This window comes from Pseudomonas sp. LP_7_YM (assembly GCF_004364435.1).
In the GTDB taxonomy this organism is placed as follows: Bacteria; Pseudomonadota; Gammaproteobacteria; order Pseudomonadales; family Pseudomonadaceae; genus Aquipseudomonas.
The window spans coordinates 20,214-39,516 of sequence record NZ_SOCT01000012.1 but is presented as its reverse complement, the minus strand read 5'-3'; the positions used below and the strand labels follow the sequence as shown (position 1 = coordinate 39,516).

The 19,303-nt window shown below is 57.5% G+C and carries 16 protein-coding genes and 2 tRNA genes; 1 reads left to right on the top strand and 17 read right to left on the bottom strand.

All coding sequences use genetic code 11. The features are described 5' to 3' along the window. Positions 1-65: 65 nt before the first annotated feature. From truB to rlmE, 13 genes are all read right to left on the bottom strand, one after another. Positions 66-983: a tRNA pseudouridine(55) synthase TruB gene (gene truB, locus EC915_RS21010; protein WP_133752431.1), complete on the bottom strand. Its 918-nt coding sequence runs from the start codon at positions 981-983 to the stop codon at positions 66-68. A 4-nt stretch (positions 984-987) separates the two neighbouring features. Further along, on the bottom strand, positions 988-1,389 hold the full coding sequence (rbfA, locus tag EC915_RS21005; RefSeq protein ID WP_133752430.1) for a 30S ribosome-binding factor RbfA: 402 nt from the start codon (positions 1,387-1,389) through the stop codon (positions 988-990). A 155-nt stretch (positions 1,390-1,544) separates the two neighbouring features. Further along, positions 1,545-4,073, bottom strand: coding sequence for a translation initiation factor IF-2 (gene infB / locus EC915_RS21000; RefSeq protein WP_133752429.1), 2,529 nt, complete (start codon positions 4,071-4,073; stop codon positions 1,545-1,547). Positions 4,074-4,100: 27 nt separating this feature from the next. Beyond that, positions 4,101-5,582 carry a transcription termination factor NusA gene (nusA, locus tag EC915_RS20995; RefSeq protein WP_133752428.1) on the bottom strand — a complete coding sequence of 494 codons (1,482 nt, stop codon included), beginning with the start codon at positions 5,580-5,582 and terminating at the stop codon, positions 4,101-4,103. A 47-nt stretch (positions 5,583-5,629) separates the two neighbouring features. Then, on the bottom strand, positions 5,630-6,088 hold the full coding sequence (rimP, locus tag EC915_RS20990) for a ribosome maturation factor RimP (RefSeq protein WP_166651054.1): 459 nt from the start codon (positions 6,086-6,088) through the stop codon (positions 5,630-5,632). Positions 6,089-6,218: 130 nt separating this feature from the next. Beyond that, positions 6,219-6,295: transfer RNA gene (locus EC915_RS20985), tRNA-Met, on the bottom strand. A 97-nt stretch (positions 6,296-6,392) separates the two neighbouring features. Next, positions 6,393-6,478, bottom strand: a tRNA-Leu gene (locus EC915_RS20980). Between the two features lie 44 nt (positions 6,479-6,522). Next, complete coding sequence (gene secG / locus EC915_RS20975; protein WP_133752504.1) at positions 6,523-6,906, bottom strand: preprotein translocase subunit SecG; 384 nt, start codon at positions 6,904-6,906, stop codon at positions 6,523-6,525. Between the two features lie 4 nt (positions 6,907-6,910). Next, complete coding sequence (gene tpiA / locus EC915_RS20970) at positions 6,911-7,666, bottom strand: triose-phosphate isomerase (RefSeq protein ID WP_133752427.1); 756 nt, start codon at positions 7,664-7,666, stop codon at positions 6,911-6,913. A 66-nt stretch (positions 7,667-7,732) separates the two neighbouring features. Next, positions 7,733-9,076, bottom strand: a complete 1,344-nt coding sequence (glmM, locus tag EC915_RS20965; protein ID WP_133752426.1) for a phosphoglucosamine mutase — start codon at positions 9,074-9,076, stop codon at positions 7,733-7,735. 16 nt (positions 9,077-9,092) lie between these two features. Then, the gene (folP, locus tag EC915_RS20960; protein WP_133752425.1) at positions 9,093-9,944 is read right to left on the bottom strand and encodes a dihydropteroate synthase; all 852 of its coding nucleotides are present in this window, start codon (positions 9,942-9,944) and stop codon (positions 9,093-9,095) included. Positions 9,945-9,952: 8 nt separating this feature from the next. Next, positions 9,953-11,863, bottom strand: coding sequence for an ATP-dependent zinc metalloprotease FtsH (ftsH, locus tag EC915_RS20955; RefSeq protein WP_133752424.1), 1,911 nt, complete (start codon positions 11,861-11,863; stop codon positions 9,953-9,955). Between the two features lie 187 nt (positions 11,864-12,050). Beyond that, positions 12,051-12,701: a 23S rRNA (uridine(2552)-2'-O)-methyltransferase RlmE gene (rlmE, locus tag EC915_RS20950; protein WP_133752423.1), complete on the bottom strand. Its 651-nt coding sequence runs from the start codon at positions 12,699-12,701 to the stop codon at positions 12,051-12,053. Between the two features lie 101 nt (positions 12,702-12,802). Here rlmE and yhbY point away from each other — a divergent pair, with 101 nt between their 5' ends. Further along, the gene (yhbY, locus tag EC915_RS20945; protein WP_133752422.1) at positions 12,803-13,111 is read left to right on the top strand and encodes a ribosome assembly RNA-binding protein YhbY; all 309 of its coding nucleotides are present in this window, start codon (positions 12,803-12,805) and stop codon (positions 13,109-13,111) included. A 161-nt stretch (positions 13,112-13,272) separates the two neighbouring features. Here the strand turns inward: yhbY and greA are convergent, their stop codons facing one another. From greA to dapB, 4 genes are all read right to left on the bottom strand, one after another. Next, positions 13,273-13,749 carry a transcription elongation factor GreA gene (gene greA / locus EC915_RS20940; protein ID WP_133752421.1) on the bottom strand — a complete coding sequence of 159 codons (477 nt, stop codon included), beginning with the start codon at positions 13,747-13,749 and terminating at the stop codon, positions 13,273-13,275. Beyond that, positions 13,746-16,967 (bottom strand): carbamoyl-phosphate synthase large subunit, encoded by a 3,222-nt coding sequence (gene carB / locus EC915_RS20935; protein WP_133752420.1) that lies wholly within the window; start codon positions 16,965-16,967, stop codon positions 13,746-13,748. Before carB ends, greA begins: the two co-directional genes overlap by 4 nt. 126 nt (positions 16,968-17,093) lie before the next feature. Continuing rightward, entirely contained in the window at positions 17,094-18,230 is a 1,137-nt protein-coding gene (carA, locus tag EC915_RS20930; protein ID WP_133752419.1) for a glutamine-hydrolyzing carbamoyl-phosphate synthase small subunit, read from the bottom strand. Between the two features lie 266 nt (positions 18,231-18,496). Next, on the bottom strand, positions 18,497-19,303 hold the full coding sequence (dapB, locus tag EC915_RS20925; protein WP_133752418.1) for a 4-hydroxy-tetrahydrodipicolinate reductase: 807 nt from the start codon (positions 19,301-19,303) through the stop codon (positions 18,497-18,499).

The window sequence follows — 19,303 nt, the reverse complement described above, 5'->3', positions numbered from 1 at the left end:
AGTGACCATGCCTGTTAACAGCCACCCTCAACCGCCATGTCAGAAACCTGTCATGACGGGTCCGGTCATTCCGACCGAATCAGTCGACGCGGCGCAATCCGCCCGTCTTCGCTCACTTCACCGATTCCGATGAAGCGTCCTTCATGATCCTGCACCCGCACCATGCCAAACTTCGGCGCGTCCGGGGCGCGGACTGGCTGACCATGCAACCAGTAAAACGAACTGTGCTCGGAAAACTTCAACAGAGGCCAGTCGAGCAAGCCGCTGTCGGAAGGCATCAGGAAACGATCAACCGCCTCATTTCCCCCCTCGGCATGCACTGCTTCCAGCTCTTCGAGCGTTACCGTCTGCGCGAGGGTGAAAGGGCCTGCCTGGGTACGACGCAACTGGGCAACATACGCACCACAGCCAAGTTGCTCACCGATATCCTCCACGAGGGTACGGATATAGGTGCCTTTGCTGCAGTCGACGGCCAGTCTCGCGGTTTCGCCTTCGCTCGCCAATAATTCCAGGCGCGCAATAGTAACAGAACGCGGTTCACGCTCCACCACTTCCCCTGCACGAGCCAACTTGTACAACGGCTGGCCATCACGTTTGAGAGCGGAGTACATCGGCGGTATCTGGCTGATTTGTCCGCGAAAACCGGGCAGCGCAGCCTCGATATCGGAGCGACCAACGGTCACCGGGCGAGTTTGTAACACCTCGCCTTCGGCGTCTGCCGTCGTTGTGGTCTTGCCCAACTGCATCAGGGTTTCGTAACCCTTGTCGGAATCGAGCAGGTATTGGGAGAACTTGGTCGCCTCGCCGAAGCATAACGGCAGCACACCGGTCGCCAATGGATCGAGGCTACCGGTGTGGCCGGCCTTTTCCGCATTGAGCAGCCAACGAACCTTCTGCAGGGCCGCATTGGAAGTGAACCCCAAAGGCTTGTCGAGCAGGATGATGCCGCTGACATTGCGGCGGATACGCTTGACCTGAGCCACGCCTTTACTCCTCCGGACCGTCTTGCTTGGGAGTTGGCTCATGCTGACCGTCTTCTGCCACTGCACGCTCGATCAATGCCGACAGATGTGCACCGCGCACGACGCTTTCGTCGTAATGAAAGTGCAGCTGAGGCACGCTGCGCAGCTTCATTTCCCGGGCCAGTTGCATGCGCAGGAAGCCCGCAGCGGAGTTCAGCACCTTGATGGACTGGGCAATGTCTTCGGCATTGTCCTGGCCCATCACGGTGATGAAGACCTTTGCGTGGCCCACGTCACGGCTGACGTCGACTGCGGTGATGGTGACCAGACCCACACGCGGGTCTTTCACTTCGCGGCGAATCAACTGAGCCAGTTCGCGTTGCATCTGATCGCCGATACGTTGAGTACGGCTGTATTCTTTTGCCATGTCTTGTTACCTGTCACTGACTCACAGCAAAAGCTGTGCAGTCTGAAAGCGGCAAACGCCCGGCCTGGCAGAAGCCGGACCGGGCGTTGCGTTTAGAGTCCATGATGCGCCAGGCATTTGCATGCGATGGCAGCATGGCTCCTGAAGCTCGCGGTTTAGAGGCTGCGAGCCACTTGGACCTTCTCGAAGACTTCGATCTTGTCGCCGACCTTGACGTCGTTGTAGCTCTTGACGCCGATACCGCATTCCATGCCGGCACGTACTTCGGAAGCGTCATCCTTGAAGCGGCGCAGGGATTCCAGCTCGCCTTCGAAGATCACGATGTCTTCACGCAGTACACGGATCGGACGGTTGCGGAATACAACGCCTTCGATGACCATGCAACCGGCGATCGCACCAAACTTCGGCGAACGGAATACGTCGCGAACTTCGGCAATACCCAGGATGTTCTCCCGGACGTCGCTGCCAAGCATGCCGGTGAGGGCTTTCTTGACATCTTCGATGATGTCGTAGATGACGTTGTAGTAACGCATGTCCAGACCTTCCTGCTCGACGATCTTGCGCGCGCCAGCATCAGCACGCACGTTGAAGCCGAACAGAACAGCGTTGGAAGCCAGCGCCAGGTTGGCATCGCTCTCGGTGATACCACCGACGCCGCCGCCCACTACGCGTACCTGTACTTCGTCGTTGCCCAGGCCATTCAAAGCGCCCTGCAAAGCTTCCAGAGAACCACGGACGTCGGATTTGAGGACGATGTTGAGCGTCTTCTTCTCTTCCTGCCCCATGTTCTCGAAGATGTTTTCCAGCTTGCCTGCGTGTGCACGGGCCAGCTTGACTTCGCGGAACTTGCCTTGACGGAACAGAGCCACTTCGCGGGCCCGCTTCTCGTCAGCCACTACGCTCATCTCGTCGCCGGCGTCCGGTGTACCGTCCAGGCCGAGGATCTCGACAGGGATCGATGGACCGGCTTCCTTGATAGGCTTGCCGTTCTCGTCGAGCATGGCGCGAACACGACCATAGTTGGAGCCGACCAGCACCATGTCGCCCTGACGCAATGTACCATCCTGAACCAGAACGGTCGCAACCGGACCACGGCCCTTGTCCAGGCGAGACTCGACGACGACACCACGGCCAGGCGCCGATGGGGTGGCAACCAGCTCAAGCACTTCGGCCTGCAGCAGCACGGCTTCGAGCAGATCGTCGACACCGGTACCCATCTTCGCAGACACCGAAACGAAAGGCGTTTCACCGCCCCACTCTTCGGAGGTCACGCCGTGAACCGACAGCTCGCTGCGAATACGATCGAGATCAGCGCCAGGCTTGTCGATCTTGTTCACGGCAACAACCAGCGGAACACCGGCAGCCTTGGCGTGTTGCACGGCTTCGATGGTCTGTGGCATCACGCCGTCGTCGGCAGCGACAACCAGAATCACGATATCGGTAGCCTTGGCACCACGAGCACGCATGGCTGTAAACGCCGCGTGACCTGGGGTGTCAAGGAAGGTCACCATGCCGCGCTCGGTTTCCACGTGGTACGCACCGATGTGCTGGGTTATACCACCGGCTTCGCCAGCGGCAACCTTGGCACGACGGATGTAGTCAAGCAGCGAGGTCTTACCATGGTCAACGTGACCCATGACGGTAACAACCGGTGCACGGGAGAACGTTTCACCTTCGAACTTCAGGGACTCGGCCAGGGAATCTTCCAGGGCTGTGTCGCTGACCAGGGTCACTTTGTGGCCCAGCTCTTCGGCGACCAGTTGGGCAGTTTCCTGATCCAGTACCTGGTTGATGGTGGCTGGAGTGCCCAGCTTGAACATGAACTTGATGATTTCAGCGGCTTTGACCGACATCTGTTGAGCGAGATCGCCCACGGTGATGGTCTCGCCGATCTTCACTTCACGAACCACAGGACCGGTCGGGCTCTGGAAGCCATGAGCGTTACGCTTCTTCAGTTTGGCTTTGCCACGACCGCCGCGACGGAAGCCATCGCTTTCTTCATCGGTAGTGCGCGGCGCAACGCGTGGCGTTGGCGCCTTTTCCTTGACCGAAGCACGGTGTGGAGCGTTCTTGCGCTCACTATCGCCACCACCACCGCGACGACTGTTGTCGTCATTGCGTGGCTTGTCAGGACGACGTTGCTCATCCTTCTTGCGATCAGCGACCGGCGCAGGGGCAGCGGCAGGCGCTTCCTGAACAGGCCGGGCCTGCGCTGCCGGTTCGGCTGCAGGTGCGCTGGCAGCTACCGCGTCGCCAGCCTGCGCAGAAGCAGACGGCTGACGGCGTGCTTCTTCGGAACGCTGACGGGCTTCTTCTTCAGTCTTTTGACGAGCGGCATTTTCTACCGCACGACGTTCGTCCTGCTCGCGCTTGCGCTCGGCTTCGATTTCTTCCGGGCTGCGCTGTACGAAGACTTTCTTTTTGCGCACTTCTACGCTGATGCTTTTGCTGCCAGCAACGCGCAGGGTGCTGGTGGTTTTACGCTGCAAAGTGATCTTGCGCGGTTCTTCCACTTTAGCCTTGTGGCCGCTTTTCAGGTGCGTCAACAAGGCTTGTTTTTCGTTATCGGTCACAACTTGCTCGGCGGCGGTGTGCGGCAGACCTGCCTCACGCATCTGCTGTAACAGGCGCTCTACCGGTGTGTCGACCGTTTTGGCCAGTTCTTTCACCGTGACTTGCGTCATGCACTTCTCTCCTCAGGCCGCATCTACTTACTCGAACCAATGGGCTCGGGCGGCCATGATCAACTTGCCGGCACGATCATCGTCAATGCCGTCGATGTCGAGCAGATCGTCAATAGACTGCTCGGCCAGGTCTTCGCGGGTAATTACGCCGCGCACCGCCAGTTCCATCGCCAAATCCTTGTCCATACCCTCAAGCGAGAGCAGGTCTTCGGCCGGATGGGCGTCTGCCAGCTTTTCCTCAGTAGCGATGGCTTTGGTCAACAAACGATCCTTGGCGCGAGCACGAAGCTCGTTGACGATATCTTCGTCAAAGCCGTCGATGTTGAGCATTTCTTCCAACGGTACGTAGGCAATCTCTTCCAGGCTGGTGAAGCCTTCGTCTACCAGTACCTGAGCAAGTTCTTCGTCGACTTCCAGCTCGTCAATGAAGTTGCGCAGGATGTCACCGGTTTCCGCTTGCTGCTTGGCCTGGATGTCCGATTCGGTCATCACATTCAAGGTCCAGCCAGTCAATTGACTCGCCAGACGCACGTTCTGACCACCGCGGCCAATCGCCTGGGCCAGATTATCTGCACCTACAGCGATATCCATGGCGTGGGCGTCTTCATCAACGATGATCGCTGCCACTTCGGCAGGCGACATGGCGTTGATGACGAACTGAGCCGGGTTGTCATCCCAAAGCACGATATCCACACGCTCGCCGCCCAACTCGCCGGAAACAGCCTGGACACGCGAACCACGCATGCCGATGCAAGCGCCTTGCGGGTCGATGCGTTTGTCCTTGGAGCGAACTGCTATCTTTGCACGCGAGCCAGGATCACGAGAGGCAGCCATCACCTCGATGAGACCTTCGGCAATTTCCGGAACTTCAATCCGGAACAGCTCGATCAGCATTTCCGGCGCAGTACGCGACAGGATCAGCTGAGGACCGCGGTTTTCAGTGCGGATTTCTTTTAGCAATGCACGAACGCGGACACCAACACGGAAAGTTTCCCGGGAAATGATGTCTTCACGCGCCAGCAGAGCCTCGGCATTGTTACCCAAGTCGACGATGACGTTGTCACGTGTGACTTTTTTAACAGTGCCGGAGATGATTTCGCCCAGACGCTCACGATAAGCGTCTACCACTTGAGCACGCTCGGCTTCGCGAACCTTCTGCACAATGACCTGTTTGGCAGTCTGCGCAGCGATACGGCCGAACTCGATGGAATCGATCTTTTCTTCTACGACGTCGCCAACGTTGGCGCCCGGATGCGTCTCGGCGACTTTGCTCGGCCAGGTTTCGATGGCCGGATCATCAAGATCGTCTTCTGCAACGACTGTCCAGCGACGGAAAGTCTCGTATGCACCCGTGTGGCGATTGATTTCCACGCGAAGGTCAACTTCGTCTTCGAAACGCTTTTTGGTGGCCGTGGCCAGAGCTATCTCAAGCGCTTCAAAAATAACACCGGCCGGTACGCCTTTTTCATTGGATACCGACTCAACAACCAGCAGTACTTCTTTGCTCATCGTACGCCTCGCCTTTCGCAAGCCATTGGATCCGCGGGATCCGCGTCTCAGTCAAACGTGGGAATAATGTTGGCTTTGTCGATCAGATCGATCGGCAACAGGTATTCGTGATCATCCACCTGCACCACGACATCCTGCTCCTCCACCCCGCGGAGAAGGCCTTGAAAGTTGCGTCGACCGTCGAAGGGCGAACGCAGCTTTATCTTCACTTGTTTCCCGGCAAAGCGTGCAAACTGCTCGATCGTGAACAGCGGGCGTTCCATGCCAGGAGAAGAAACTTCGAGCGTATATTCGGAGCTGATCGGATCTTCTACGTCCAGAACACCGCTGATCTGACGGCTGACGATGGCACAATCGTCCACCAGCACGCCGTCCTCTTTATCGATATAAACGCGCAACATTGAGTGACGGCCTTGTGCCGAAAACTCGATACCCCAGCATTCATAGCCCAGGGCCACGATTACCGGGGCCAACAAGGCCTGCAACTGTTCTAGCTTGCTCGACACCTGAACCCCCTCGTGCATGCTGTGCAAATAAAAAATGGGCAAAGCGCCCATCATGAAAAACACCGTCGAACAGCGGCGTAATAAAGTGTCCAGCTAACAAAAAGCCCCTGAAAAGGGGCTCCGCTAAAACTGGTTGCGGGGGCTGGATTTGAACCAACGACCTTCGGGTTATGAGCCCGACGAGCTACCAGACTGCTCCACCCCGCGACAAAGCTGGGGCGGAAGTATACGACCGATCCCGATTTGGGTCAATCCGACACATCCACCTACAAGAAAGCCCGCTACTGCGGGCTAACTTGTTAATTGGTACCGAGAAGGGGACTCGAACCCCTACACCCTATGGGCACAACCACCTCAAGGTTGCGTGTCTACCAATTCCACCACCTCGGCATTACAACTCTTTTGCAGCCCCAATATCGACTGCGAATCCTGTGTTACTTCTGGTCAGGAGCAGCGGGCACGTCAGCTGGTACAACGGCTGGCTTTTGCTGCCCTTCCAGAACCGGAACATCATCTGCCGCCGGCTTTTGTTTAACTTCCAACACTGCGGGATCTGGCAAACCTGCTTGAGTCAGCTGATGAGCTTTCTCTTTAGCAAAGTATCCTAACCCCAAGCTAGTTATGAAGAAACAGGCGGCTAGTATAGCAGTAAACTTACTAAGAAAGGTAGAGGAACCTTGGCCTCCGAAGACAGTATTTGATGCACCTGCTCCGAACGACGCGCCAGCGTCCGCACCTTTACCCTGCTGCAGCAATACCAGAGCAACAACGCCCAGTGCACCCAGCAGATGAAGAACGACTACGACTGTTTCCAGCATTTTTTCAGTTTCCCGCGGCGCGAACGATCGCACCGAACTCATCTGCATTCAGGGAAGCTCCACCAATGAGCCCCCCATCGATATCCGGCATGCCGAACAGTTCGACCGCATTGGCCGCCTTCACGCTGCCGCCATATAGAAGCCGCACACCTTGCGCGACCTCAGAATTCTCTTCCGCCAACTGCGCACGAATGGCTGCGTGCACTTCCTGCGCCTGCTCAGGCGAGGCTGTCAGCCCGGTGCCAATCGCCCAGACCGGCTCGTAAGCGATTACCGCATTTACAAAAGCATCGATACCCAGCTCTTCGATGATGCTATCGAGCTGCTGCCCGACCACCTCAAGCGTTTTACCGGCTTGGCGCTGCTCAAGTGTTTCACCAATGCAAAGCACCGGTGTCAGACCGCTTTCCTGGGCTGCCGCAAATTTACGACTGAGGACCTTGTTGCTCTCGCCCATTATCTGGCGACGCTCGGAGTGCCCTACAAGCACCAGCCTGCAACCCGCATCCGCCAGCTGAGTCGGCGAAATTTCACCGGTCAGTGCACCCTGCCCTGCTTCGTGCGCGCTGTTCTGCGCACCCACAGCAATCGACTGACCTTCCAGACAATCAACCACAAGGCTGATGTGCAGGTTCGACGGAAACACCGCGACGTCGACACCGTTCGGAAGGGCCAGGTTTGCAAGGCCCTCGATCAGCTCAGCGACGCTGGCGCGGGTACCGTGCATCTTCCAGTTACCAGCTACCATAGGGCGACGCATGCTGTACCTCGTCGGTCAAAGTGGGCGCAGATGTTACCCAACAGTTTCAACACTGGCAAGCCGAAATCAGGCGCAAACTTCAGCGACCAGTTTTGCCAGTTCATCGGCATAGCCCGCAACCAATGCTTCGTCTTCGCCCTCGACCATGACGCGCACCAGAGGCTCGGTGCCGGACTTGCGCAGCAATACCCGCCCACGACCGCCCATTGCCGATGTAACGCGGTCACATGCTTCCTTGACGGCCGGGTGTTTGACAGGATCGACACCGCCGCCGTCGAAGCGCACGTTGACCAATACCTGCGGGCACTTTTTCAAGCCCTGACGCGCCTCGGCCAGACTCTGCCCCGAGCGTTTAAGCGCCAATAGTACCTGTAACGCCGCAATGATCGCATCGCCTGTGGTGGTGTGCTGGAAGCAGACAATGTGGCCGGAGTTTTCGCCACCTACCTGCCAGTTGCGCTCCAGCAACTCGGCGATGACATAACGGTCACCGACATTGGCACGCACGAACGGGATATTCAGATCCGCCAGAGCAAGCTCCAGACCCAGGTTGCTCATCAGCGTTCCCACAACACCACCCTGCAGGCGTCCGAGCTCATGCAGATCGCGAGCGATGATGTAGAGCAACTCGTCACCATCCACGATCGCACCGGTGTGATCGACCATCAGCACCCGATCGCCGTCGCCATCAAAACCGATACCCAGGTCCGCCTTTTCGGCTGCCACGGCAGCCTGCAGGTTGCCCATATGCGTCGATCCGCAGTCGTCGTTGATGTTCAGGCCGTTAGGCGTTGCAGAAAGGACGGTGACCTGGGCACCCAGTTCGCGGAACACGTTGGGCGCTACCTTGTAGGTCGCACCGTGCGCACAGTCGACGACCAGCTTGAGACCGGCGAAATCCGTACTGGTCGGAACGCTGCTCTTGCAGAACTCGATATAGCGGCCCGCCGCGTCGTTGATCCGGGACACCTTGCCGAGCTTGTCCGACTCGGCCACCGTCATCGGCGCGTCCAGCAGCTCCTCGATCATCATCTCGATCTCGTCCGGTAACTTGGTGCCCTGACCCGAGAAAAACTTGATGCCGTTGTCGTGGTGCGGATTGTGCGATGCGCTGATTACGATGCCGGCTTCAGCGTGGAAAGTGCGGGTCAGATACGCGATTGCCGGCGTCGGCATCGGCCCGAGCAGCATCACATCAGCTCCGGCAGCGGACAGACCTGCTTCTAGCGCGGATTCGAACATGTACCCCGAGATGCGTGTGTCCTTCCCAACAAGGATTCGGCAGGCGCCCATCTTGCGAAACGCCATGCCAGCCGCCCAGCCAAGCTTGAGCATGAAATCCGGAGTGATCGGGAATTGACCTACACGACCGCGAATGCCGTCGGTGCCGAAATATTTTTTCTTGCTCATGGGTGATCCAACCTTCTTATTTTGCCGAATCGACGGCGGCAATCATGCGTACGACGTCGACAGTTTCCGCCACATCGTGCACGCGTAAAATTCTGGCGCCTTGAATCATGGCCATCGCGGCCAGACCAAGTGCACCGTAAAGGCGCTGATCGACAGGCTTGTCGAGCACCTTACCGATCATGCTTTTGCGCGATACACCGACCAACAATGGCCGGCCCAGAGAATGCAGGGCTTGCATATGTTTGAAGAGGCTCAGGTTGTGATCGAGCGTCTTGGCGAAGCCGTAGCCAGGATCCAGAATGATCTTCTCCGCTGCGATCCCCGCGTCAATGCAAGCAGTCATTCGCTCATTGAGGAACGACCCCACCTCGCTCACTATGTCGTCGTAGCGTGGATCATCCTGCATATCGGTAGGCTCACCGCGCATGTGCATCAGACACACAGGCAAACCGGCTGCAACCGCAGCATCCAATGCGCCATCACGGCGTAACGAACGAACATCGTTGATAAGGCCCGCACCAAGCCGGGCCGTCTCACGAATGACCGCCGGGGTCGACGTATCCACCGATATGATCACGTCAAGTTCGCGGTGGATCGCCTCAACGATGGGAGCAACTCGTTCCAACTCCTCGACGGGTGACACCGCCCGAGCACCTGGGCGAGTAGACTCACCGCCCACGTCGACCAGGGTCGCCCCGGCCGTCATCATTGCTTCGGCGTGCCTCAAGGCAAGATCGCGATGGGCAAAACGACCACCGTCGGAGAAAGAATCTGGGGTGATGTTTAGAATTCCCATGACGTGCGTCCGGGATAAATCAAGAACCCGATTGCCGCAAAGCAACCGGGTTGGGTACAGCGCAGAAGTCATGTCAGGCCTTAGTGCTCAGCAGCGGGACCGCCGATCGGTGTCTCCGGGCGCGGACCGACCGGAGCGGTTGGCGTACCGGATGTACCCGAGCCGCCTTCCCAGTCACGAGGTTCGCGAGGTGTGCGACCCGCCATGATGTCATCGATCTGTTCAGCGTCGATGGTCTCATACTTCATCAGCGCATCGGCCATTGCGTCCAGCTTGTCACGGTTATCAGTGAGGATCTGCTTCGCCGTGCCGTAGCACTGATCGATGATGCTACGAACTTCCGAGTCGATCAGGCGGGCAGTATCTGCCGACAGGCTGGCGGTTTGACCGCCACCGCCGCGCCCCAGATACCCACCCTCTTCATCTTCTGAATACATCAACGGGCCGAGTTTCTCGGAAAGCCCCCATTTGGTGACCATGTTCCGAGCGATCTGGCTGGCACGCATGATGTCGTTGGACGCGCCAGTCGTCACACCATCAAAGCCCAAGGTCATTTCTTCAGCAATACGACCGCCGTATAGCGAGCAGATCTGACTGATCAACGCTCGCTTGGACAGGCTGTAGCGATCTTCCTCGGGGAGAAACATCGTCACACCTAACGCACGACCGCGCGGGATAATCGAAACCTTATAGACCGGGTCATGCTCAGGCACGACACGACCGACGATAGCGTGACCCGCTTCGTGATAAGCAGTGTTCTGTTTCTCTTTTTCCGACATGACCATGGATTTGCGCTCGGCGCCCATCATGATCTTGTCCTTGGCCAGCTCGAACTCTTTCATCTCGACAATGCGCTTGCCCATACGAGCCGCGAACAAAGAGGCTTCGTTCACCAGGTTGGCCAGATCAGCACCAGAGAATCCCGGTGTCCCCCGAGCGATGACGGCAGCATTGACGTCGTCACCCATAGGCACTTTGCGCATGTGTACTTTCAGAATCTGTTCGCGACCACGGATATCTGGCAGGCCGACAACAACCTGACGGTCGAAACGGCCCGGACGCAGCAGCGCAGGGTCCAGAACGTCAGGACGGTTTGTAGCGGCAATCACGATGATCCCATCGTTCATCTCGAAGCCATCCATCTCAACCAGCAGCTGGTTGAGAGTCTGCTCGCGTTCGTCATGACCACCGCCCATGCCGGCGCCCCGATGGCGACCTACGGCATCGATCTCGTCGATGAAGATAATACAAGGTGCGTGTTTCTTGGCTTGTTCAAACATGTCGCGGACGCGACTTGCACCGACACCCACGAACATTTCGACAAAGTCAGAACCAGAAATAGTGAAAAACGGTACTTTCGCTTCGCCTGCAATCGCCTTGGCGAGCAGGGTCTTACCGGTACCAGGAGGGCCGACCATCAGCACGCCGCGAGGAATACGGCCGCCCAGACGCTGGAATTTGCCCGGATCCCGGAGGAACTCGACGAGCTCACCGACCTCCTCCTTCGCTTCGTCGCAACCTGCCACATCAGCCAAGGTTGTCTTGACCTGATCTTCTGAAAGCAGACGCGCCTTGCTTTTGCCGAAACTCATCGGCCCACCCTTGCCTCCTGCACCACCCTGCATCTGGCGCATAAAAAACATGAAGACGGCAATGATGACCAGAATCGGGAAGCTCGCTACCAGCAACTGAGTCCAGATGCTCTGCTGCTCAGGCTGCTTGCCTTCGATAACGACATTGTTGTCGACCAAATCACCAATCAGGCCATTGTCTTGAATCGCTGGACGAATGGTCTTAAAGGCATCGCCGTCGCTACGCTTGCCCGTGATGACGTAACCGTCCACGGCAACTTTTTCGACCTTGCCATCCTTCACTTGCTGGATGAACTCGGAATAGTTGAGGGTCTGCGGCTCATTCGGGCTGGAGAAGTTGTTCATCACGGTCACCAGGACCGCAGCAATGATCAACCACAGGATCAAATTCTTTGCCATATCGTTCAATTAGCTACCCTCTGAAGCAAGCTCCACGCTGGAGCGTGCCTCGCATGATATTCACCGGCCTAACTTACTACAGATCCTACAGGCGTGGCAGGCGGCGTCTGTAACCCTTTGTGAGACTTTGACTACAAGATGTTCATTACGCTTCATAAATAAAGCCATTTGAAAAAAGCTTAAGCCTTCACTCGACATCGCCCGGTGCCTCGTAGCCGCCCTTGAAACCACGGCCTAGCAAGTACTGCTCGCGAGAGCGGTCACGGGAGGACAGAGGCTTGCGCATCTGTACCTTGTCGAACATCTTGCGAACATCCTTGTGGTACACATCAAAGCCTTCACCCTGGAAGACCTTGATCAGAAAATCGCCACCTGGACGCAGTACCCGACCCGCCAGGTCGAGTGCCAATTCACAAAGGAACATGGCGCGTGGCATATCCACAGCGCTCAATCCACTCATATTGGGGGCCATATCGGAAATCACAAGGTCTACCTGTGCATTGCCGATCGCCGCGAGGATTTCCTTGAAGACGCCGTCTTCAGTAAAGTCCCCTTGAATAAAGGTCACATCGGGGATGCTGTCCATCTCCAGAATGTCGGATGCGATCAGGCGACCTTTACCGCCAATCAGACGACTGGTCACCTGAGACCAGCCCCCTGGCGCTGCGCCCAGGTCGACAACCGTCATCCCGGGACGAATGATTTTGTCTTTCTCCTGGATCTCCAGAAGCTTGTAGCTGGCGCGGGAACGGTAGCCATCTTTCTGTGCCATTTTGACGTACTTGTCGTCGAAATGTTCTCTCAGCCAGTTATGGCTGCTCTTGGAACGCTGCGCCACTGGGCACCTCGATGATATGCGTCGTGATTAACTGGGCGGAGCCACGGGCCCTCGGGTAAAATGGCCGCCAATTTACAGAATCAGACGAAAAGGGTCAGATTATGCCGCTCACTAACGAGCAGAAGAAACAGTACAAATCCATTGGACATGACCTGAAGCCGGTCCTGATGGTTGCCGGCAACGGTCTGAACGAAGGCGTATTAGCCGAGCTGGACCGTGCTTTGGTCGATCATGAACTGATCAAGGTTCAGATCAAGCTGGAAGACCGCGACGATCGCCGCGCCGTGATCGATGAACTGTGCAAAAAAGGTCGAGCTGACCTGGTACAGACAATCGGCAAGATGGCATTGATCTACCGCAAGAATCCGCAGCCTAACAAACAACTGTCCAACATACATCGCTTCAAATAATGCTGATGCCCGTCAGCGGCGCGACTCTCGCGCCCTGACCGGATCACAGCCTCACTACTCACAGCCGAGCAGAAGTCCGGTGCAGCGAAACAAACCCCTTCGCCGTCACTCACGCCCAACACTGGAAACCACCCCCCCAGGGATGGCATCCGCACTCATGATCAGATGTGTTTAACCTCAACGATCTCGTACTCGATAACACCACTTGGCGTTTTCACTGTAACGACGTCACCTTCTTCCTTGGCGATCAACGCACGCGCAATCGGCGAACCCACTGAGATCTTGCCAAGCTTGATGTCAGCTTCATCTTCGCCAACGATCTGATAGGTCACGCTCTCGTCGGTCTCGACGTTAGCGATCTCCACAGTAGAGCCAAAAATGACTTTGCCAGTGTGAGCAATCGTTGTGACGTCGATGATCACAGCATTTTGCATGCGACCTTCGATATCACGAATACGCGCCTCAACCATTCCTTGCTGTTCGCGGGCGGCATGGTATTCGGCGTTTTCCTTCAAATCACCCAACTCACGCGCAGTACCGATGTCCTGGCTTAGCTTTGGACGAACCACTTTAGTCAGATGGGTCAGTTCTTCTTCCAGAGCGCGAGCGCCCTGGACGGTCATTGGATACTTGATCATGCTTTCAATCCTGCATGTAGATCCTGCAAGCGACGTACGGTTTTTTCAGGACCGAACTTCAGCGCTTCACAGATGGCTTCGCCCGCAGCAATGGTAGTGGTGCAGTAAATCTTGTGCTGCAGGGCATTACGACGGATGGAGTAGGAATCGGCGATCGACTGGCGACCCTCGGTAGTATTGATGATCAGGGTGACTTCGTCATTCTTGATCATGTCGACAACATGAGGACGACCTTCGGTTACCTTGTTCACGCGACGTACTTTCAGGCCGGCATCCTCGATCAGTCGCGCAGTGCCTGCGGTAGCAACGATTTCAAAGCCCAGCTCGATCAGATCACGCGCAACGCCAGCCACCAGTGGCTTGTCGTCGTCACGCACGCTGATGAAGGCGGTGCCGCCGGTCGGCAGCACTTCGCTGGCGCCCATTTGCGCCTTGGCGAACGCTTCGCCGAAGGTGTCGCCAACACCCATGACTTCGCCGGTGGACTTCATCTCCGGGCCGAGAATCGGGTCGACACCCGGGAACTTGGCGAACGGGAAAACCGCTTCTTTCACGCTGTAGAAATTTGGGATGATTTCCTTGGTGAAGCCCAGTTCTTTCAGGGTTTTACCCGCCATGACACGGGCCGCGATCATCGCCAGGGAAACACCGATGCACTTGGACACGAACGGCACGGTACGCGAAGCCCGTGGGTTCACTTCAATGACGTAGATATCCTCGCCCTGAAGTGCCAGCTGTACGTTCATCAGGCCGACGACACCCAGCTCCAGGGCCATCTTCTTGACCTGGTCACGCATCTCGTCCTGGATGTGCGCCGGCAGCGAATACGGCGGCAGCGAGCACGCAGAGTCACCGGAGTGAACGCCAGCCTGCTCGATATGCTGCATGATCGCGCCGATTACTACATCGGTGCCGTCGCAGACCGCGTCCACGTCCATTTCGATGGCGCAGTTGAGGAAGTGATCCAGCAGCACCGGGCTGTCGTTGGACACCTGAACAGCCTCGCGCAGGTAGCGCTTGAGCTCTTCTTCCTCGTAGACGATCTCCATCGCGCGGCCGCCCAGTACGTAGGACGGGCGAACGACCAGTGGATAACCTATCTTCGCTGCAGCGCGGATCGCTTCGTCTTCGCTGCGCACAGTGGCGTTCGGCGGCTGACGCAGGTTCAGGCGCTCGACCATCTGCTGAAAACGCTCACGGTCTTCGGCACGGTCAATGGCGTCAGGGCTGGTACCGATGATCGGTACGCCTGCAGCTTCCAGAGCACGAGCCAGCTTCAACGGAGTCTGGCCACCGTACTGGACGATCACACCTTTCGGCTTTTCGACGCGAACGATTTCCAGCACGTCTTCCAGGGTCACTGGTTCGAAGTAAAGGCGATCAGAGGTGTCGTAGTCGGTCGAAACGGTTTCCGGGTTGCAGTTGACCATGATGGTCTCGTACCCGTCTTCGCGCAGCGCCAGTGCGGCGTGTACGCAGCAGTAGTCGAACTCGATGCCCTGACCGATACGGTTGGGACCGCCGCCCAGAATCATGATCTTGTCGCGATTCGAAGGATTGGCTTCGCACTCTTCCTCGTACGTGGAGTACATGTACGCAGTGTCGGTGGCGAACTCGGCCGCGCAGGTGTCGACGCGCTTGTAGACCGGGTAGATATCGAGCTTGTGGCGATGCGTGCGCAGGTTTTTCTCGGTGACGCCCAGCAGCTTGGCCAGACGCGCATCGGAGAAGCCTTTACGCTTGAGACGGAACATCAGGTCACGGTCGATAGCGGACAGACCGAGGGTCTTGACCTTCTCTTCGTCCTTGATCAGGTCTTCGATCTGCACCAGGAACCAAGGGTCGATCATGTTCATGCCGAAGATCTGCTCGACCGTCATGCCTGCGCGGAACGCGTCGGCCACATACCAGATGCGCTCCGCGCCCGGCACGGTCAGTTCGCGCTTGAGGATGCTGGCGCTCTCAGGATTGCTCAGGTCAAGTTTCGGATCGAGACCGCTAACGCCCACTTCAAGGCCACGCAGGGCTTTCTGCAAGGACTCCTGGAAGGTACGACCGATGGCCATGACTTCACCGACCGACTTCATCTGGGTGGTCAGGCGAGCATCAGCCTTGGCGAATTTCTCGAAGGCGAAACGCGGCAGCTTGGTCACGACATAGTCGATGGAAGGCTCGAACGAGGCGGGAGTTTTGCCGCCGGTGATGTCATTCTGCAGTTCATCCAGGGTATAGCCCACAGCCAGCTTGGCGGCGACCTTGGCGATCGGGAAGCCGGTGGCCTTGGAAGCAAGTGCCGAGGAGCGGGAAACCCGCGGGTTCATCTCGATCACGACCATGCGGCCGGTGTCCGGGCAGATACCGAACTGCACGTTGGAGCCGCCGGTTTCAACACCGATCTCACGCAGAACCGCCAGTGAGGCGTTACGCAGAATCTGGTATTCCTTGTCGCTCAGGGTCTGCGCTGGCGCTACGGTGATCGAATCGCCGGTGTGCACGCCCATCGGGTCGAAGTTTTCGATGGAGCAGACGATGATGCAATTGTCCTTTTTGTCGCGGACAACTTCCATTTCGTACTCTTTCCAGCCGATCAGGGATTCATCGATCAGCAGCTCTTTGGTCGGCGACAGGTCCAGACCACGGGCGCAGATTTCTTCAAATTCTTCGCGGTTGTAGGCGATACCGCCGCCCGTGCCGCCCATGGTGAAGGACGGCCGGATGATGCACGGAAAGCCCAGCTTTTCGAGGACCACATTGGCCTCTTCCATGCTATGGGCGATGCCGGAGCGCGGACATGCAAGGCCAATAGCCTTCATGGCCTTGTCGAAACGTGAGCGGTCCTCAGCCTTGTCGATGGTATCGGCGTTAGCCCCGATCATCTCTACGCCGAACTTCTCCAGAACGCCTTCACGCTCCAGATCCAGTGCGCAATTCAGCGCGGTTTGCCCACCCATGGTCGGCAGCAGTGCGTCAGGGCGTTCTTTCTCGATGATCTTGGCAACAGTCGCCCACTTGATCGGCTCGATGTAGGTCGCATCGGCCATGGACGGGTCGGTCATGATAGTGGCTGGGTTGGAGTTAACCAGGATGACGCGGTAGCCCTCTTCGCGCAGAGCCTTGCAGGCCTGGGCGCCAGAGTAGTCGAATTCACAGGCCTGGCCGATCACGATCGGGCCAGCACCAAGAATCAGGATGCTTTTAATGTCTGTACGTTTTGGCATGGGTTGTCACTCGAATCCTGTGTCAGTCGGCAAGCCGTCTTGAACATTCTCTGAGGTGGCTGGGAGGCTGTCGGATCAGGTCCGGCCATCGCAGCCACTTCCTCGCTACAGTCGCAAGTCAGCTGCTCAGCGGCGCTTGGACATGGCTTTGATGAAGCGATCAAACAGCGGCGCTACGTCGTTCGGGCCCGGGCTCGCCTCGGGGTGCCCCTGGAAGCTGAACGCCTCCTTGTCCGTACGCTCGATGCCCTGCAGCGTGCCGTCGAACAGCGATTTGTGGATCGCCCGCACGTTGCTCGGCAACGTGGCTTCGTCTACCGCAAAACCGTGGTTCTGACTGGTGATCATGACCACACCGGTGTCCAGATCCTGCACCGGGTGGTTTGCACCATGGTGTCCATGGCCCATCTTGACGGTCTTGGCACCGGAAGCGAGCGCCAGCAACTGATGTCCCAGACAAATGCCGAACACCGGAATCTCGGTTTGTAGCACATCCTTGATCGCCTGAATTGCATAATCGCACGGCTCGGGATCACCTGGGCCGTTGGACAGGAATACGCCATCAGGATTGAGGGCAAGAACTTCACTGGCAGGGGTCTGGGCAGGCACCACGGTCACGCGGCAGCCGCGCTCGACCAGCATGCGCAGAATATTGGTCTTCACCCCGTAATCGAAGGCCACCACGTTGTACGGCAAATCGGCAGCGGCGATTTGCGGGCAGCTGTCGGTTTTCAGGCTCCAGACACTGGACCGCCACTCATAAGTCTTTTTGGTGCTGACTTCTTTCGCCAGATCCATGCCTTTCAGGCCAGGGAAGCCGCGCGCGGCTGCGATGGCCGCTTCTTCGGAGATGTTGTCGCCGGCCATGATGCAACCATTCTGCGCGCCTTTCTCACGCAGAATGCGGGTCAGGCGGCGAGTGTCGAGGCCGGCGATGGCGACGACGTTGTTGGCTTTCAAATAGTCAGCCAGAGGCATCTTGTTACGCCAGTTGCTCGCTACCAATGGCAGGTCGCGTATCACCAGACCCGCCGACCATACGCGGTCAGACTCAGCGTCTTCCGGCGTGGTGCCGGTGTTGCCGATGTGAGGGTAGGTCAGAGTGACGATTTGCTGGGCATAGGAGGGATCGGTAAGGATTTCCTGATAGCCGGTCATTGCGGTGTTGAACACCACCTCACCAACGGTTTGACCGTCGGCTCCAATGGCTTCGCCGCGAAAAATGCTGCCATCAGCAAGGGCGAGTATGGCTGGCTTAGTCAAGAAGACCTCCCGTAATAAAGCCTGAAAGGGCGATCGCAGGTTGTAAAAAAGCGGAATGACGTATGGACACGTCACCCCGCTTTTTTCATCGAATTCTCTGCGCGCTTTTAGTGGACACACTAAAGCTGTAGCTTACAGAAAAAGGCTTTTCTAATCCACCGCTAAAACGTCTTTAAGACTGGAGAATGCGACAGGACATCGCGTGACGGCGAGAAACTGCGGGCAGGATACAGGTAAAGCACCTCTTCTACCCGCTGTCACATGGCTCAATGCAGGTTGAGCACGTCCCGCATGTCATAAAGCCCCGACTGTCTGCCATCGAGCCACAGTGCCGCACGAACTGCGCCTTTAGCGAAGGTCATTCGGCTGGACGCCTTGTGGGTGATTTCCAGACGCTCGCCTTCTGCAGCGAACAGAACAGTGTGATCGCCGACCACGTCACCGCCACGTACGGTAGCGAAGCCGATCGTGTCGCGCTCGCGCGCACCGGTATGGCCTTCCCGCCCATAAACCGCCACTTTGTTCAGGTCACGGCCCAATGCCTTGGCCACTACCTCGCCCATGCTGACTGCGGTACCGGAAGGCGCATCAACCTTGTTACGGTGATGCGCTTCGATGATCTCGATATCGGCGTCCTCACCCATCACCCGTGCCGCCAACTCCAGCAGCTTGAATGAAAGGTTGACGCCGACACTGAAGTTGGACGCAAAGACGATCGGAATATCCTTGCTCGCCTCAACCAGCAAACGCTTCTGCTCAGCATTCAGCCCTGTGGTGCCGATAACCATCGCCTTGCCCGCCTTGCGGCAGAACGCGAGGTTTTTAAGCATCACCTCTGGCAACGTGAAGTCGATCAGGACGTCAAATTCATCCGCAACCTGCTGCAGATTGCCGGTCAACTGCACACCGATGCGACCCAGCGAGGCCAACTCACCTGCATCAGCCCCGATCATCGTACTACCCGGACGAACGATCGCCGCCGTTAAACCCGTCATCGGTGTGCGCTCTTGAACCGCCTCGATCAGATGCTTGCCCATGCGTCCGGCAGCACCCATCACAGCAATACGCCGCAT

Coding starts and splice junctions, on each gene's coding strand:
- rbfA (WP_133752430.1), bottom strand. CDS start 1,389: ATGGCAAAAGAATACAGCCGTACTCAACGTATCGGCGATCAGATGCAA.
- infB (WP_133752429.1), bottom strand. CDS start 4,073: ATGACGCAAGTCACGGTGAAAGAACTGGCCAAAACGGTCGACACACCG.
- nusA (WP_133752428.1), bottom strand. CDS start 5,582: ATGAGCAAAGAAGTACTGCTGGTTGTTGAGTCGGTATCCAATGAAAAA.
- secG (WP_133752504.1), bottom strand. CDS start 6,906: ATGCTGGAAACAGTCGTAGTCGTTCTTCATCTGCTGGGTGCACTGGGC.
- tpiA (WP_133752427.1), bottom strand. CDS start 7,666: ATGCGTCGCCCTATGGTAGCTGGTAACTGGAAGATGCACGGTACCCGC.
- glmM (WP_133752426.1), bottom strand. CDS start 9,076: ATGAGCAAGAAAAAATATTTCGGCACCGACGGCATTCGCGGTCGTGTA.
- folP (WP_133752425.1), bottom strand. CDS start 9,944: ATGACTTCTGCGCTGTACCCAACCCGGTTGCTTTGCGGCAATCGGGTT.
- ftsH (WP_133752424.1), bottom strand. CDS start 11,863: ATGGCAAAGAATTTGATCCTGTGGTTGATCATTGCTGCGGTCCTGGTG.
- yhbY (WP_133752422.1), top strand. CDS start 12,803: ATGCCGCTCACTAACGAGCAGAAGAAACAGTACAAATCCATTGGACAT.
- greA (WP_133752421.1), bottom strand. CDS start 13,749: ATGATCAAGTATCCAATGACCGTCCAGGGCGCTCGCGCTCTGGAAGAA.
- carB (WP_133752420.1), bottom strand. CDS start 16,967: ATGCCAAAACGTACAGACATTAAAAGCATCCTGATTCTTGGTGCTGGC.
- dapB (WP_133752418.1), bottom strand. CDS start 19,303: ATGCGGCGTATTGCTGTGATGGGTGCTGCCGGACGCATGGGCAAGCAT.